The sequence below is a fragment of the Leptolyngbya sp. CCY15150 genome (assembly GCF_016888135.1).
Taxonomy (GTDB): domain Bacteria; phylum Cyanobacteriota; class Cyanobacteriia; order RECH01; family RECH01; genus RECH01.
The window spans coordinates 145,363-158,199 of sequence record NZ_JACSWB010000164.1; the positions used below are offsets into that span (position 1 = coordinate 145,363).

The window sequence follows — 12,837 nt, forward strand, 5'->3', positions numbered from 1 at the left end:
CCAACTCGCAGGAGCAGGACTCTTCCCAGAATGCGCTTCTCCTAAGGTATCGCACCGCTGCCCCAGTCGCACAGGATGAGCACAAGACCAGGCATCCGCCCTCACGAGCCGACCAATACACGTTACAATCTGTTACAAATACAAGTTGAAACCTACGTCGTTTATTGAGTCGTTTTATGGCATTACAAGAAGGCGTCAAAGCTCCAGATTTCACCGTGAAAGACACCCACGGCAACACGATTACCCTGGCAGACTATGCCGGTAAGCATGTGGTGCTCTACTTCTATCCTAAGGATGATACCCCTGGCTGCACCAAGGAAGCCTGTAGCTTCCGCGATAACTATACGGCTTATCAAGGTAAGAATATTGCTGTATTTGGTGTGAGCACGGATAATGAAGCCTCCCACCAAGCCTTTACCAGTAAGTTTGACCTTCCCTTCCCACTCCTTGCTGATACCGAGGGTACTATCACCAAGGCCTATGATGTAGACGGCGGCGGCTATGCTAAGCGGGTCACCTATGTGATCGGCACAGATGGCATGATCACCAAGGTTTACACCAGCGTTAAGACCGATACCCACGCCACAGATATTTTGGCTGATTTGGGTCTATAGATCTCAGTCTATCTGAACAACAACTGATAAGACAGATGTGGGGGCGATTGGCTAAGTAGCGATCGCCCCTTCTTGTTTAACAGGAACACTATTTATTAAATTATTGTACCAAGACATGATGTCAGACTCACTTCACCCACATGGCTTGTCAGTTTGCTAAATTGGTTCTGGCAGTATAGTCAGACATTATTTCTTAAGAACATGAGCGACAACAAGGATAATCAAGCAAACGGTGATTCATTAGTTAAGCTATTGGTAGTGCCAATACTGGTAACTCTTATAGCTGGTGGGACATCTCCTTGGTGGATTCATTTCTTTCAAGGTGATCGAAATGCGAATGAAGTGACCACAGCCGTAGAAGGAAGAAGTACAGGTGTGCCTCAGTTGTCAGAAGAATTTCAAGACAATGATTCTTCAAGGATTCAGGGAACAGATAATACGTTGAATGACCAGTCAGTCAATGTTCAGGGCAGTGGTAGCCAAAGCGTTGTGCAGGGAACGGGTAATACTATAGTTCAAGGAGAAGGCAATCAACTTACTATCCGGCAGGAATCAGATGCTAGATCACGCGGTGAAGCTAATATTCCTGCAATCTACGGTTTATCTTACCATGAGGCTCGGGCGATTCTTCTAGAAGAAGGATGGATACCTTCTAGTCACAGACACACTTACTACCAAGAAGAAATACGTCTCCAGTATGGAAATAGCAAAAGATTTTGGGATTTAGGTTATTGGGAAATTGTGACTTGTTCTGGAACCGGAGAAGGATTCTGCAGTTTTGAGTTCTCGGATCCTAGCGGTCGTAGGCTAGTTATCACCACGGCAGGCATGGAAGAGCCTAGTATTCCAGCACAAGCAGGAGTTGTGGGTGTTTCTTTAGTTTCTGAGTCTGAGTAAGATGTGTAAGGATTTTTGGAAACCTTGAAGAGCATGATCTTCTAAAACTTCATGTTTTATATGTTCGATAAAAGGCAGTTGTAGAGTAGAGGAACTGTTCAACTGATCACGTATAGCTAAGTTTTGGGCGATCGCTCCCTACTGACGTACCATTGAGATTTTGCTGGACAACCCAATACACCATCCCAGTCTATGAACTCATGGAATGATGCCCCCTTGAGCAACCGCTGGATTTTGTTCTGCTACCAAGCGGTGTACTCAACCTCTTCCCAAAAAATAGAGTGTGTCAAATAGCAAGAGTGCCTGGATGGTGCTATGCTGACACAGATCAAGAAGTCTTTGAAATTTGAAGTAAAAATTTTTCCATGCTTAAAGCTACAGCTTTGGGGCTGCAATAATTTTGCCACCAATCCAGAGCTTTATGATGAAGATCGAGCAAGCGCTTTTCATCGGATAACAAGTCCTCAATCACCGCTGGCAAATCATTCCAGTTGGCGAGATAAATTGCTGGAGAATCTTCATAGAACCAATGATTAGGAACAGGTTCGGAAATTAAGACACATCCGTAACGAAGTGATTCAAAGTACCGAAACGTTTCTAACGATGTTCCACGCGGGGCAAGACATATCTTAGCATTCATTAGCTTTTCGGAATAATCTAGAAGCTCCGAAGATTCATCCGCGTGGGGGAAACGAGCAGTTTGAGAAACATCAATAGTATAATTCTCAGGGTTATCCCATTGAGAAATACACGAGATCATTGAAAGCCGCGATATAGTTTTAGGGCTTCTAACGAGTCCTTTGAGCTTAGCAAGTAACGTTGCTTTGGATGAATTTTTAATACTTCCAGCAAAGAAAACATCGCATGTTCTCTCGGACATGGCTTTAACAGGTAGATCGAGTTGCCGATAGTAGCCCAGGGGAATTGGGTAGACATTGCGTTTTGAAACACGCCGCCTCATTACATTGTTGCAGGCAATTCTAAGGTGCTGGAACAGTATGACTGAGTTAAGATAGAGGTCTGTTTTATGAAAAGAAAGATTTAGGTTTGAACCATAGCACTTGAATACAGCTAACACGCTTGGTGCATAACTAGGTACTCGGCACCATTCATCTCCCAACGAAAAAACAATCATCTTTTTTAATGTGCTCGAACAGACGTCTGGAAGTTGATCGACTCTGCGAGTGATCAGAAAATGATACGATCTATAATCTGTATTCAACGCAATAAATGAGTTAATAATGTTGTGAAAGTAGATCAAGTTAAAATCTAACGTATGTGGAGAGGTTTCTATAACCGTTGTCAGAGGAGAAACTTCGCCACTTGGCAAGTGAACGTGAATGTTACTGGCTGTGTCAACGTTGGTATCCATCAATAACCTCCTGGTATAGCAATTAGGTTTGATGTGTGAAAAGTATGCTGAATCACGATAGGAATGTCTACTAACGAACCGGGAGTGAGATGCCCACACTTGCTACTTCATTCAAATCAAGGTAGTGTGAGCATCTTGCGCCCATTTCGATTTCATATCGTCATGCAGCACCGCCAAATTTGGCTAACCAGACATTTTCTGCAACAGGGCCACCATTTCTTCACCGACCCCTTGAGCAGAAGCTGGATTTTGCCCTGTCACCAAGCGATCGCTCACTAGCTTAGATGTATTGAACTAGATACTGTTGGGTTGTGCAGGGCCTGTCTTAACCTGTAGATGACCTGCAAGGATTAAGATTTAGGCGATCGCCCCTTGGTAACTTGGTATAACCCGACGATTAATGCCACGCCGACAGCCGCACCACCGAGGTGGGCGATGCGATTCACCCCATCTTGGGCATTGAGGTTTTGTACCTGACTCACCACCTGGCTGATGACAAACTGTCCAAGAATTAAGACCTCAATAATTCTGCGCCAGCTCCAGCTTATCTTGACTAGTACACTGATCGCGAATAAGCCAAAGACTGCCCCTGATGCGCCTAGGGATACTACATTGGATGGTAATAATAGCCAGCTCAGTAGGTTGGCACCGAGTCCTGTGATCAAATAACTGGCAACGATTCCCAAAACACCCTCTTCTTCCTCAACAATTTTGCCGAAGACATAGAGGGAAAACATATTGCCCGACAGGTGTGCCCAGTTGGCATGGCAGAACATGGACGTAATGAACTGGAACCATGCGGGATTACTGTGGTTTAGGTACAGAAACTGGAGAGGTAGTCCCAGAAGGTTAATCAACACAAACAGCGCCAAGTTGATGCCCAACAGGACAAAGACGCCGTTATAGACCTGCTGTTCGGGGCGGGATGGTTTAGCGGGGGTGTCGATCATAGCAATCCTCAGGGGGTTGTTGGTTGAAACCAGATGACTAGGGCATCGGCGAGGGCGATCGCTAGCTCTTGCTGGGCGGCTGGATCGATAATCCATTCAAACTCATAGGGATTAATCATAAACCCTAGTTCGAGTAAGACCGATGGGGTTACGGTAGGACGGGTGAGAGCTAAGTTATTCCAGAACACACCGTAGGAGGGGCGATCGAGGGCTTCTGCCAGATAATCGTGGAGGAACACCGATAGGTCGTGGGCTTGGGCGTGATACCAGAAGGTGCCGATGCCCGCCGTATTCAGCGCATCTCCCGCATCAGGTAAGGCGTTGTAGTGTAAGCTGAGGGCGATCGCTGGCTCTTGGGCAAGAATTTGATCGACGCGATCCTGAGGGAACAGATCATCATCCCCTTCCCGAGTCATGAGCACCGTTGCGCCCCTTGCTTCTAACTCATCTCGTACCAGTTGAGATATGATCAGCGCCACATCTTTCTCAGGATAGCCGGTCGGCCCCCTTGCTCCTAAATCCTCGTCGCTGCCGTGGCCAGGGTCAAGTAAGATCGATATGCCAGCTAGGGGGCGATCGCTGGTTGCTTGGCTACGATCGGGAGGATGGCGCAGAGATAAGACAAGGCTGCTGCCCTGATACTCTAGCTTATAGCCCCAGGATTGATCAGATTTGAGGGTGAAGGTATAGTCCACCTGACCGGGCTGGGTTTGATACCAATCAAGCCGTTCCACCACCGGATCATCGTCGAGATAAATCGTATCGGTTTGAGCGGTGGTGTGGTGTAGGGTGAGGGTCAAGGTGCGATCGCTCTGCTGTACCGTGACCGGCACGGGTACCTCCAACGGAAAAATGACCTCCGTCCAGCCGTCGAGCGATCGCGACTGGAGACCACGAATCTGCGATCGCACCGGCCCAGCACTAGGACGAATGACCACGTCGCTGTCCCGAATCCAAGCGCCATACTCCAATCGCGCCCAGTCTCCCTGCCGTCCGGTCACTACCGATTGGCTGCCGCGCGGCAACGGGGTTAGGCGAGAATAATTGGTGCTGGGGCCAGTGCGGGCGGTGCCAGAATCAACGATGACCTCCGCGATGTTAAACGAGGTTGGCGCTAGGCTAGTAATCTGCCCCGCTGCTGCCTCCGTATGTATCTCATCTCCCTGAACAATCTCATAGGTGGGCGCACCTAGGGCACCGGGAGCTGGCATGGTTGTACAGCCCCGATGGGCGATCGCTTCTTGGTGGGGCAGGGGTTGGGTGTCGCCGGTCAGCACTGCGAAATTGGAGGGTAGGGTCACCCCATCGCTCAGGGGCTGGAGGGCAATGGACTGCCCTGCCCAGTCTACCGACACCCTGCTGGTACGAGCAGCGATCGCTTCAAAACACAGGAGTTCCCCCGGCTGTAGGGCCAGATCCGCTGTCGGGGTGAGGGAACCGGGCATCACCAGCTCACCCGCCCCTAGGGTTGGCACCGCCGAGAGACGATGAATGGAAAAGGTGAGGGAGCGATCGCCCTGCTGCAGGGTCACCGTGTTGACGCCTAGCTCTAGGGGAATGGACGGCGCAAAATGGCCAGCGGGGCTCCGTTCCACTACCTCGCCGTTTAGGGTCACCGGTTGATCGGGGTCGGCCGTGCCAATAAAAAAGAGGCGATCGGCGGTTGTCTCGTGGTTTTCCGGGGGATAGACCACGGATAGGGCCCAAGCTGATGGCGTCAGAGCCATACCCACTAAACTAGCGGCGACACTGAATGTAGCAAGGGTGGGGATGTGCATAGACTATTCGTCTCCAGAACTCTCGATTCCAGAACTCTCGATGCTATCAGTGGTTTCACTCAAGCCCGAGGCGTTTGCTCCGCTGAGGTAGGTCACTTGGGTGGGGTAGGCAAATTCAATACCCCGTTTCTCAAAGGCCTGCTTGATCTCTAGGTTAATCGCCTGCTGAGCATCCATATAGGTAGCATAGTCCCCAGTTGTCACGTTATACACCACCTCAAAGTTGAGGCTGAAGTCACCGTAGGAGGCAAAGTGGGCGCGATCGAAGGCGACCTGTTCAACCTGGTCAATAATGGCCTGAATAATGCCTGGAATTTCCTTTAGATGCTCCAACCCGGTTTCATAGGTGACGCCAATGCGAAACACAATGCGGCGGGTGGTCATCCGCTTAAAGTTGCGAATCCGGGATGCCGTCAGGTCAGTATTAGCAATCACCAACTGTTCACCGTCGATGCTGCGCATGCGGGTGGTTTTAATGCCAATATGCTCCACCGTGCCCACGCTGTCGCCCACGATAATAAAGTCCCCCAGTTCGAAGGGCACATCCAGCAGAATCGAAAAGTAGCTAAACAAATCTTGCAGGACACCCTGGGCGGCTAGGGCAACGGCAATGCCCCCAATTCCTAAACCAGCAACGATCGCTGCAATATCAAACCCAAAATTATCCAGCAAAAACACCACGCCTATACCCCAGAGGGCAATACGAATAGCTGGCACGAGGGCATGTAAGCTGGCTTCAAAGGCGGGGCTGCTAGGGCGGCGAGTCACGGCGTAGAGTCGAATGCCGTATTCCACGAGGGCTCCTAGGAGCTGGACTGCGCAGAGGGTACCCAGTACTACCCAGATGATATTCACGATCTGCGCCAGAATGGGATGCAGCTCTAGAACATTAATGGCTAAGTAGGAGACGCCTAGGAAGGCGATCGGGATGAGAAATCGCTCGAAGAGCTGAATGAGGTCATTATCGAGCGGTGTACTGGTGCGGCGGGCAAACTCTTTCAGCCGTCCCACCACCACCACTTGAAGAAGCTTGATGGCGATCGCCCCCAGCACCCCAGTTCCTATAGCAACCAAGTAATCGGTGACGGTATTATTCAACACCGTCGTATCTAAAATATCTTGCAACATACCGTCGTCTTGCTGGGATTATACTGCACGCAGCGGTGACAGGCTTGTCCCGCTTGCGTCCGTGAACCATCCTAAAGGTCTTAGGGACGCACAAAATCCGTCGCAGGGCGGAAATTTTCCACAGGCTCACCCTGCAGCGCCCTCAGCATGAAGTCTCGCCAAATGGGAGCCACAAAACTGCCCCCCGTTGCTCCTCCCCACAGCGGTCGATAGTCATCATTGCCCATCCAGACGGCCACGGAAAGCTGGGGCACATAGCCCACAAACCAAATATCCCGTTCTGATGAGGTGGTTCCGGTCTTACCGGCGGCGGGGCGATCGAGGCGGGCAGAGGTGCCTGTGCCGCTATCAATCACGCTGCGCAACATGCTATTCAAAGACGCTGCTGCCCAAGGATCGAGCACCAACTGCGGGCGCGGTGTGTTGTCTAGCAGCACATTGCCGGCACTATCGGTGACCTGCACAATTAAGGTGGTCTCCGACTGCCAGCCATTGCTAGCAAACGTGGCATAGGCAGAGGCCATTTCTAAGGGCGTCAAATCGACGGAACCCAAAGGCAGCGAGGTCACGGGCTCAATGGGACTCGAAATCCCCAAAATTCGAGACACTTCAATAATGCGATTAATGCCCACCTCTTGCCCTAGTTTCACGGCGGGCACATTGCGAGACATCGATAATGCCTGCCGCAGGCTCATGGTGCCGCCAAAGCTGCCATCATAATTCTGGGGGCTATACAGTTCGTTACCGTCGGGATAGCTGACCGGGCTGTCGTTAATCGTGGAATCTGGGCTGTACTTACCGGACGCTAGAGCAGCGTAGTAAACGATCGGCTTGAAGGCAGATCCAGGCTGCCGCAGAGCCTGGGTAGCGCGATTATACTGACTTTCTCCATAATCTACTCCGCCCACGATCGCTTTCACATAATGGGTGCGGGGATCAACGGCAGCCAGAGCAATTTGATCGGGGTAGAGACCTTGGGCCTGGAGGCGGCGGTGGTTGTCGCGGACGACCTGCTCCGCCATCGCCTGAAACTCTAGATCCACCGTGGTCTGGATGCGCATGCCGCCCCGCAGCAGTTCGTCTGAGCCAAAGCGATCGCTTAATTCTTGTACTACCGCCTCTGTGACATAGGGCGATAGACTGCGCTGGAAGGAGGTTACCTGCCCGAGGACAATAGGCTGGCTACGGGCTGCAGCTTCCTCTGCCGGGGTAATCCAGCCCAGTTGGCGCATCCGCATCAACACCACGGACTGCCGTTCCTTGGCCAACTGATAATCCACAAACGGACTATAGTCCTCGGGCGCTTGGATCAGCCCTGCCATCATCGCCGCTTCCGCCAGGGTGAGTTCAGAGGCAGATTTGTTGAAATAGCTGCGGGCTGCGGTTTCTGCCCCGTAGGAGTTATGCCCCCAATAGACCTGGTTGAGATACATCTCAAATACCTGGTCTTTCTCAAAAATTTGCTCCAGTCGCATGGCCAGCACTGCTTCCGCCAGCTTACGGCTCATGGTGCGTTCTGGGGTGAGGAAGAGGTTTTTCACCAACTGCATGGTTAGGGTTGAAGCCCCTTCCACGGTGCGCCCCTCTTCTAGGTTGCTCAAAAATGCCCGGGCCACACTGGTGGGGTTAATGCCATGGTGCTGAAAAAAGTGGCTGTCTTCAATGGCTAGCACGGCCCGTTTCAGATCGGGTGAAATGTCATTGAGGGTGACGACATCCCGGTTGGCCTCATCGTGGAGACTGTAGAGCAGGGTGCCGTTGATGTCGTAGATATAGGTGGTTTCTGCGGGAATATAGTTGCGCAGCACCCGCACATCGGGCAAGTTCCGAAAGCTCACAGCCAGCCCCACCAGCCCGCCTGCTACCACAGAACTCGTGAGCATGGTGATCCCCAAGAGGGTACCCGTTGTCACTTTCAAGACTGATCCAATGAAATCAGCCGTAGCAAGAAGCGCTGAACTGGAGCGTTTACGTCTGGCAGCCTTTCGGACAGTGTTTGAAGCCACAGGAGTTCTAGCCGTTAACGACACAAGAGGTGGACGGGGGCGGAAGCTCGGAGCGCAGAAGGACTCAGAGCACGGTTGCTGCAGTCCATCAGCCGGAGGAGGAGATGGAGTTCGCAGACAGAGATGTGACGTTCCTTGATCGAAGGGGTATCACTTGCTTCTCATGGTAGCCCGCGCAGTCGGATACAAGACAGGTGAGTTGCAGAATAAGACGATGGCGGAGAAAAATTGGTGTGATGGTCGGAGTTTTGCAATTATAGTAACTTGGCTGAGCAGTTAGGGCATTCTCCCAAAGAATTCGCACGATACTCCATCGCCTAGCCACTCCACGGGGCTCCCCCCGCCATCTGCATGGATTTTGCACCAGGACAAGAAGTATGACGACCGAGCAATCACCCAACGAAACAGAGTCCCTGCCGTGGCTATATCGCGGCACCAGCGAAATTTTTCCAGACCAACCGGCGTCGAAGAATCCGGATGAGTCCTTGGTACAACGTCTGCGGGAGAGCGATCGCCCCCTGCGAGTCAAGCTAGGTATTGATCCCACCGGAGCCGATATCCATCTAGGGCACAGCATTCCCGTGCGCAAACTGCGGGCTTTTCAGGATGCTGGACACACCGCTGTGTTGATCATTGGAGACTTTACCGCCCGCATTGGCGACCCATCCGGAAAATCTGACGTGCGCAAGCAGCTCACCGAGGCGGATGTGGCCCAACATGCTGCCACCTATCTCGATCAGGTGCGCCCCATTCTTGATTTTGAAACCCCTGGTCGTCTAGAAATTCGCTACAACTCTGAATGGCTGGCAGGGCTGGATCTCTCCAAGATCCTCAACCTGCTGACCACCATGACTGTGGGGCAAATGCTGGCCAAGGAAGGCTTTGCTGAACGTTACAAAAACGCTAGTCCCATTTATCTCCATGAATTTCTCTACCCGCTGATGCAGGGCTACGATTCCGTGGCGGTGCAGGCTGATGTGGAGCTAGGCGGCACTGACCAAAAGTTCAATATTGCTGTGGGACGAGATCTGCAGCGCCATTTTGGCATGAGACCTCAGTTTGGCCTGCTGCTGCCCATTTTGCTGGGCACCGATGGCGTGCAAAAAATGTCCAAATCTCTCAATAACTATGTGGGTTTGCAGGAGGACGCCCTGTCCATGTATTCCAAGCTGGAAAAAACACCGGACGCGCTGATTGCCAACTATTTTGAATTGCTTACCCATCTGCCGCTGGATCAACTGCCGGAGAATCCTCGCGATCGCCAAAAATTGCTGGCGCTGGATGTGGTGCAGCAATACCACGGCGAAGCAGCGGCCCTCGATGCCCAGAAAGCCGCTCTGACCCTGGTGCAAGGGCAGGCTGCCCAAGCGGAAGCGGTGCCGGAATTTTCCTTGGCGGATGTGCAGTTTCCCGCGAAGCTGTTCTACATTCTTGGGGTCACGGGCCTGTGCAAAAGCAGCGGCGATGGTCGGCGGCAAATGCAGGGCGGTGCGGTGCGTCTCGATGGCGATCGCATTCAAGATGTCGATCTAGACTTTTCCGCCGAGGAGCTGGTGGGCAAGGTGCTGCAGGTGGGCAAAAAGCGGTTTATGCGGCTGGTGCCCTAGGAGAATGACCATGACCCTATCGCCCCAAGAGCGTGTGATTGTTGCCTTGGATGTATCCACCGAACAGGAGGCGATCGCTTGGCTGGATCGCTTGCCGGATGTCACCTTTTGGAAGGTCGGTCTGGAGCTATTCGTGAGCTGTGGCCCTGCCATTCTGGCGGAACTCAAGGCTCGCCAAAAGCGCATCTTTCTAGACCTGAAGTTTCACGATATTCCCAACACCATGGCCGGAGCCTGTCGGGCCGCTGGTCGCTACGGTGTCGATCTGATGACCGTCCATGCGCCGGCTGGTAAAGTTGCCCTAGAACAAGCGGTGCAGGCTGCCCAGGAGGGAGCGATCGCCGCTGGATACCCCGCACCCCAGCTTTTGGCGGTAACGGTGTTAACCAGCATCGACTCCCGCACCCTAGCGTTTGAACTGAAGGTGCCTCTAGAATTGCCGGACTATGTTCTGCAACTCACCCTGCTAGCCCAAGCAGCGGGCATTTCCGGCATCGTTTGTTCGCCCCAAGAAGTGGAACCCCTGCGGCGATCGCTCGGTCAAGAGGTTCTACTGGTATGCCCTGGTGTCCGCCCCACGTGGGCGATCGCTGGCGACCAGCGGCGGGTGTTTACTCCCGAAGCCACGGTGCAGGCTGGAGCCGATTACCTGGTGATTGGCCGACCGATTACCGCTGCGGAGGATCCCGTTGCAGCGTTTCAGCGCATTTGTGACGATCTAGGTTGACGATGGCTGACGATCGGCATGAACGACTCGCTCTAGTCCAAGGTTTATCCGAGGTTACCCATGGGACGTTACCTGCATACTACCCTCATCGCTTGCCTGGCGATCGCCCTCACGGGATGGCCAGCGAGATCACCCGCGATCGCTAACCCTATGCCGGATGAACCAACCGATACGTTTATCCGGCCCGACATGGCCTGCCCCGCCGACCTCGACACCTTGACCACCCTGCTGCTGCGCGACCTGCCTAGCTATGCCAACCGCACCAGCCAACGGGCCGCTAGTTTATTGGAGAGCGATCGCCAACAGTCCTACGTGCTGCTGGCAGAAAAACCCGACTTTGCTCCCCTCACCCTCGGCCCCGGACAGTACAATCCCACCACGGGAGCAGCGCCGCCCCAAGTCTTTTTTGTCACCCTCGAACGCCAATACACCGCTACGGAAGCCCGTCTCTTGGAGCATTATCACTGGGTATTTCTCACCGAAACGCCTAGCGGTTGGCGCTTCGTCATGATGTTCTCCCGATTGGCAAACTATCCTGATGGGCAGCCGATCACGCCGCCCCGCGACACCAGCTACGGCGTTCTGGCTGAGGCTACTCGCCAATGGCTCAATGATTGCCGCACCGAGAATATTGCGCCCCTAGATGAGAGCGATCCGCCCTAATCGCCTGTCTTGCCAATCAGAACTATGAGAATCTCGGTGGGATCGGTCGCAAAGATGAGACGTTGGCTGATCGCCAGGCTCTGCCCATGCGTCCTTCTATGAACAGGCCGTAGCCCATACAATAACAACAGTTCTGGTCTGGTCAAGTCTTCTTGTCCTTCACCCGGATGAAGACAAGGCGCAAAACGTCCAGATCCCCAGCCTGACCTAACCTTTCAATCTCACGACCTATGAGTGAAACCCTGTTCAGCAAAATTATTAACCGCGAGATCCCTGCCGATATCGTCTACGAAGACAATCTGGTACTAGCATTCCGAGACATTGCCCCCCAAGCCCCTGTCCATATTCTGGTGATCCCTAAGAAACCTATCCCGAAGCTGGCCGATGCGGAATCCCAAGACCATGCCCTCATGGGACACCTGCTGCTAACCGTCAAGCGGGTGGCAGAACAAGAGGGATTAACCAACGGCTACCGGGTGGTGATCAATACAGGATCTGATGGCGGACAAACTGTTGATCATCTCCACCTCCACATTTTGGGCGGACGGTCGATGACCTGGCCCCCCGGCTGATGCGTCAGGCACAACCCTACTCACACCTAGAAAGTCGCTATCCGACCTCCTAGGCATTTTGTAACAAAAACGAAACAAACTACCCCCTGCCGCCAGCCTGATGAAACCTAGGTTCAGCGGTTTTTTCATGTCTGAACTCAAAAGCCTTGTGGAGCAAGCGCTCTGTTGTCCTGAGTCGTCCTGCTATTCTGAAGAAAAACTCAACAAACTGCCAAGAAACTTAAACCATCAACCAAGAATTATGAAGTCAACCCTTTACAAAACTCAATAATTGTCGTAATCTTAACTCATGCACTTAAACGTGCGTAACACTTTAGATACATCTAAGCACTGATAAATATGACCACAACTCTACAGCAGCGCGAAAGCGCCAATCTGTGGGAGCAGTTTTGTAACTGGGTCACCAGCACCGAAAACCGCCTCTATGTAGGCTGGTTCGGCGTTCTGATGATCCCCACCCTGCTCACCGCCACCATCTGTTTCATCATTGCCTTCGTGGCAGCCCCTCCCGTTGACATCGACG

The 12,837-nt window shown here is 52.6% G+C and carries 11 protein-coding genes and 2 pseudogenes; 7 read left to right on the forward strand and 6 right to left on the reverse strand.

Translation table 11 applies throughout. The features are described from left to right. Positions 1-176 precede the first annotated feature (176 nt). Both JUJ53_RS09605 and JUJ53_RS09610 read left to right on the forward strand, forming a co-directional pair. Positions 177-614 (forward strand): peroxiredoxin, encoded by a 438-nt coding sequence (locus JUJ53_RS09605; protein WP_204151775.1) that lies wholly within the window; start codon positions 177-179, stop codon positions 612-614. A 201-nt stretch (positions 615-815) separates the two neighbouring features. Next, a complete protein-coding gene (locus JUJ53_RS09610) occupies positions 816-1,511 on the forward strand; it encodes a hypothetical protein (RefSeq protein WP_204151776.1) in 696 nt (231 codons plus the stop codon). A 328-nt stretch (positions 1,512-1,839) separates the two neighbouring features. Here JUJ53_RS09610 and JUJ53_RS09615 read toward each other — a convergent pair whose 3' ends face one another. From JUJ53_RS09615 to JUJ53_RS09635, 6 genes and pseudogenes are all read right to left on the reverse strand, one after another. After that, positions 1,840-2,883 (reverse strand): hypothetical protein, encoded by a 1,044-nt coding sequence (locus JUJ53_RS09615; protein WP_204151777.1) that lies wholly within the window; start codon positions 2,881-2,883, stop codon positions 1,840-1,842. 183 nt (positions 2,884-3,066) lie between these two features. Next, positions 3,067-3,162: pseudogene (locus tag JUJ53_RS25460) on the reverse strand (type 1 glutamine amidotransferase domain-containing protein); the annotation flags it as partial. A 71-nt stretch (positions 3,163-3,233) separates the two neighbouring features. Then, a complete protein-coding gene (locus JUJ53_RS09620) occupies positions 3,234-3,833 on the reverse strand; it encodes a rhomboid family intramembrane serine protease (RefSeq protein WP_204151778.1) in 600 nt (199 codons plus the stop codon). Between the two features lie 8 nt (positions 3,834-3,841). Next, a complete protein-coding gene (locus tag JUJ53_RS09625) occupies positions 3,842-5,611 on the reverse strand; it encodes an N-acetylmuramoyl-L-alanine amidase (protein WP_204151779.1) in 1,770 nt (589 codons plus the stop codon). Positions 5,612-5,614: 3 nt separating this feature from the next. After that, a complete protein-coding gene (locus tag JUJ53_RS09630; RefSeq protein ID WP_204151780.1) occupies positions 5,615-6,739 on the reverse strand; it encodes a mechanosensitive ion channel family protein in 1,125 nt (374 codons plus the stop codon). An 80-nt stretch (positions 6,740-6,819) separates the two neighbouring features. Then, complete coding sequence (locus JUJ53_RS09635; protein WP_204151781.1) at positions 6,820-8,622, reverse strand: penicillin-binding protein 1A; 1,803 nt, start codon at positions 8,620-8,622, stop codon at positions 6,820-6,822. A 500-nt stretch (positions 8,623-9,122) separates the two neighbouring features. On the opposite strand from JUJ53_RS09635, the gene tyrS reads away from it, so the two are divergent. The 5 genes and pseudogenes from tyrS to JUJ53_RS09660 form a co-directional block, all read left to right on the forward strand. Next, entirely contained in the window at positions 9,123-10,352 is a 1,230-nt protein-coding gene (gene tyrS / locus JUJ53_RS09640) for a tyrosine--tRNA ligase (RefSeq protein WP_204151782.1), read from the forward strand. Between the two features lie 10 nt (positions 10,353-10,362). Then, complete coding sequence (gene pyrF, locus JUJ53_RS09645; protein WP_204151783.1) at positions 10,363-11,079, forward strand: orotidine-5'-phosphate decarboxylase; 717 nt, start codon at positions 10,363-10,365, stop codon at positions 11,077-11,079. A gap of 60 nt (positions 11,080-11,139) precedes the next feature. Next, positions 11,140-11,742: a hypothetical protein gene (locus tag JUJ53_RS09650; protein WP_204151784.1), complete on the forward strand. Its 603-nt coding sequence runs from the start codon at positions 11,140-11,142 to the stop codon at positions 11,740-11,742. A 230-nt stretch (positions 11,743-11,972) separates the two neighbouring features. Further along, positions 11,973-12,314 (forward strand): histidine triad nucleotide-binding protein, encoded by a 342-nt coding sequence (locus tag JUJ53_RS09655; RefSeq protein ID WP_204151785.1) that lies wholly within the window; start codon positions 11,973-11,975, stop codon positions 12,312-12,314. A 339-nt stretch (positions 12,315-12,653) separates the two neighbouring features. Continuing rightward, positions 12,654-12,837: pseudogene (locus JUJ53_RS09660) on the forward strand (photosystem II q(b) protein); the annotation flags it as partial.

Coding starts and splice junctions, on each gene's coding strand:
- JUJ53_RS09625 (WP_204151779.1), bottom strand. CDS start 5,611: ATGCACATCCCCACCCTTGCTACATTCAGTGTCGCCGCTAGTTTAGTG.
- JUJ53_RS09605 (WP_204151775.1), top strand. CDS start 177: ATGGCATTACAAGAAGGCGTCAAAGCTCCAGATTTCACCGTGAAAGAC.
- JUJ53_RS09630 (WP_204151780.1), bottom strand. CDS start 6,739: ATGTTGCAAGATATTTTAGATACGACGGTGTTGAATAATACCGTCACC.
- JUJ53_RS09635 (WP_204151781.1), bottom strand. CDS start 8,622: ATGCTCACGAGTTCTGTGGTAGCAGGCGGGCTGGTGGGGCTGGCTGTG.
- tyrS (WP_204151782.1), top strand. CDS start 9,123: ATGACGACCGAGCAATCACCCAACGAAACAGAGTCCCTGCCGTGGCTA.
- JUJ53_RS09650 (WP_204151784.1), top strand. CDS start 11,140: ATGGGACGTTACCTGCATACTACCCTCATCGCTTGCCTGGCGATCGCC.
- JUJ53_RS09655 (WP_204151785.1), top strand. CDS start 11,973: ATGAGTGAAACCCTGTTCAGCAAAATTATTAACCGCGAGATCCCTGCC.
- JUJ53_RS09610 (WP_204151776.1), top strand. CDS start 816: ATGAGCGACAACAAGGATAATCAAGCAAACGGTGATTCATTAGTTAAG.
- pyrF (WP_204151783.1), top strand. CDS start 10,363: ATGACCCTATCGCCCCAAGAGCGTGTGATTGTTGCCTTGGATGTATCC.
- JUJ53_RS09620 (WP_204151778.1), bottom strand. CDS start 3,833: ATGATCGACACCCCCGCTAAACCATCCCGCCCCGAACAGCAGGTCTAT.
- JUJ53_RS09615 (WP_204151777.1), bottom strand. CDS start 2,883: ATGGATACCAACGTTGACACAGCCAGTAACATTCACGTTCACTTGCCA.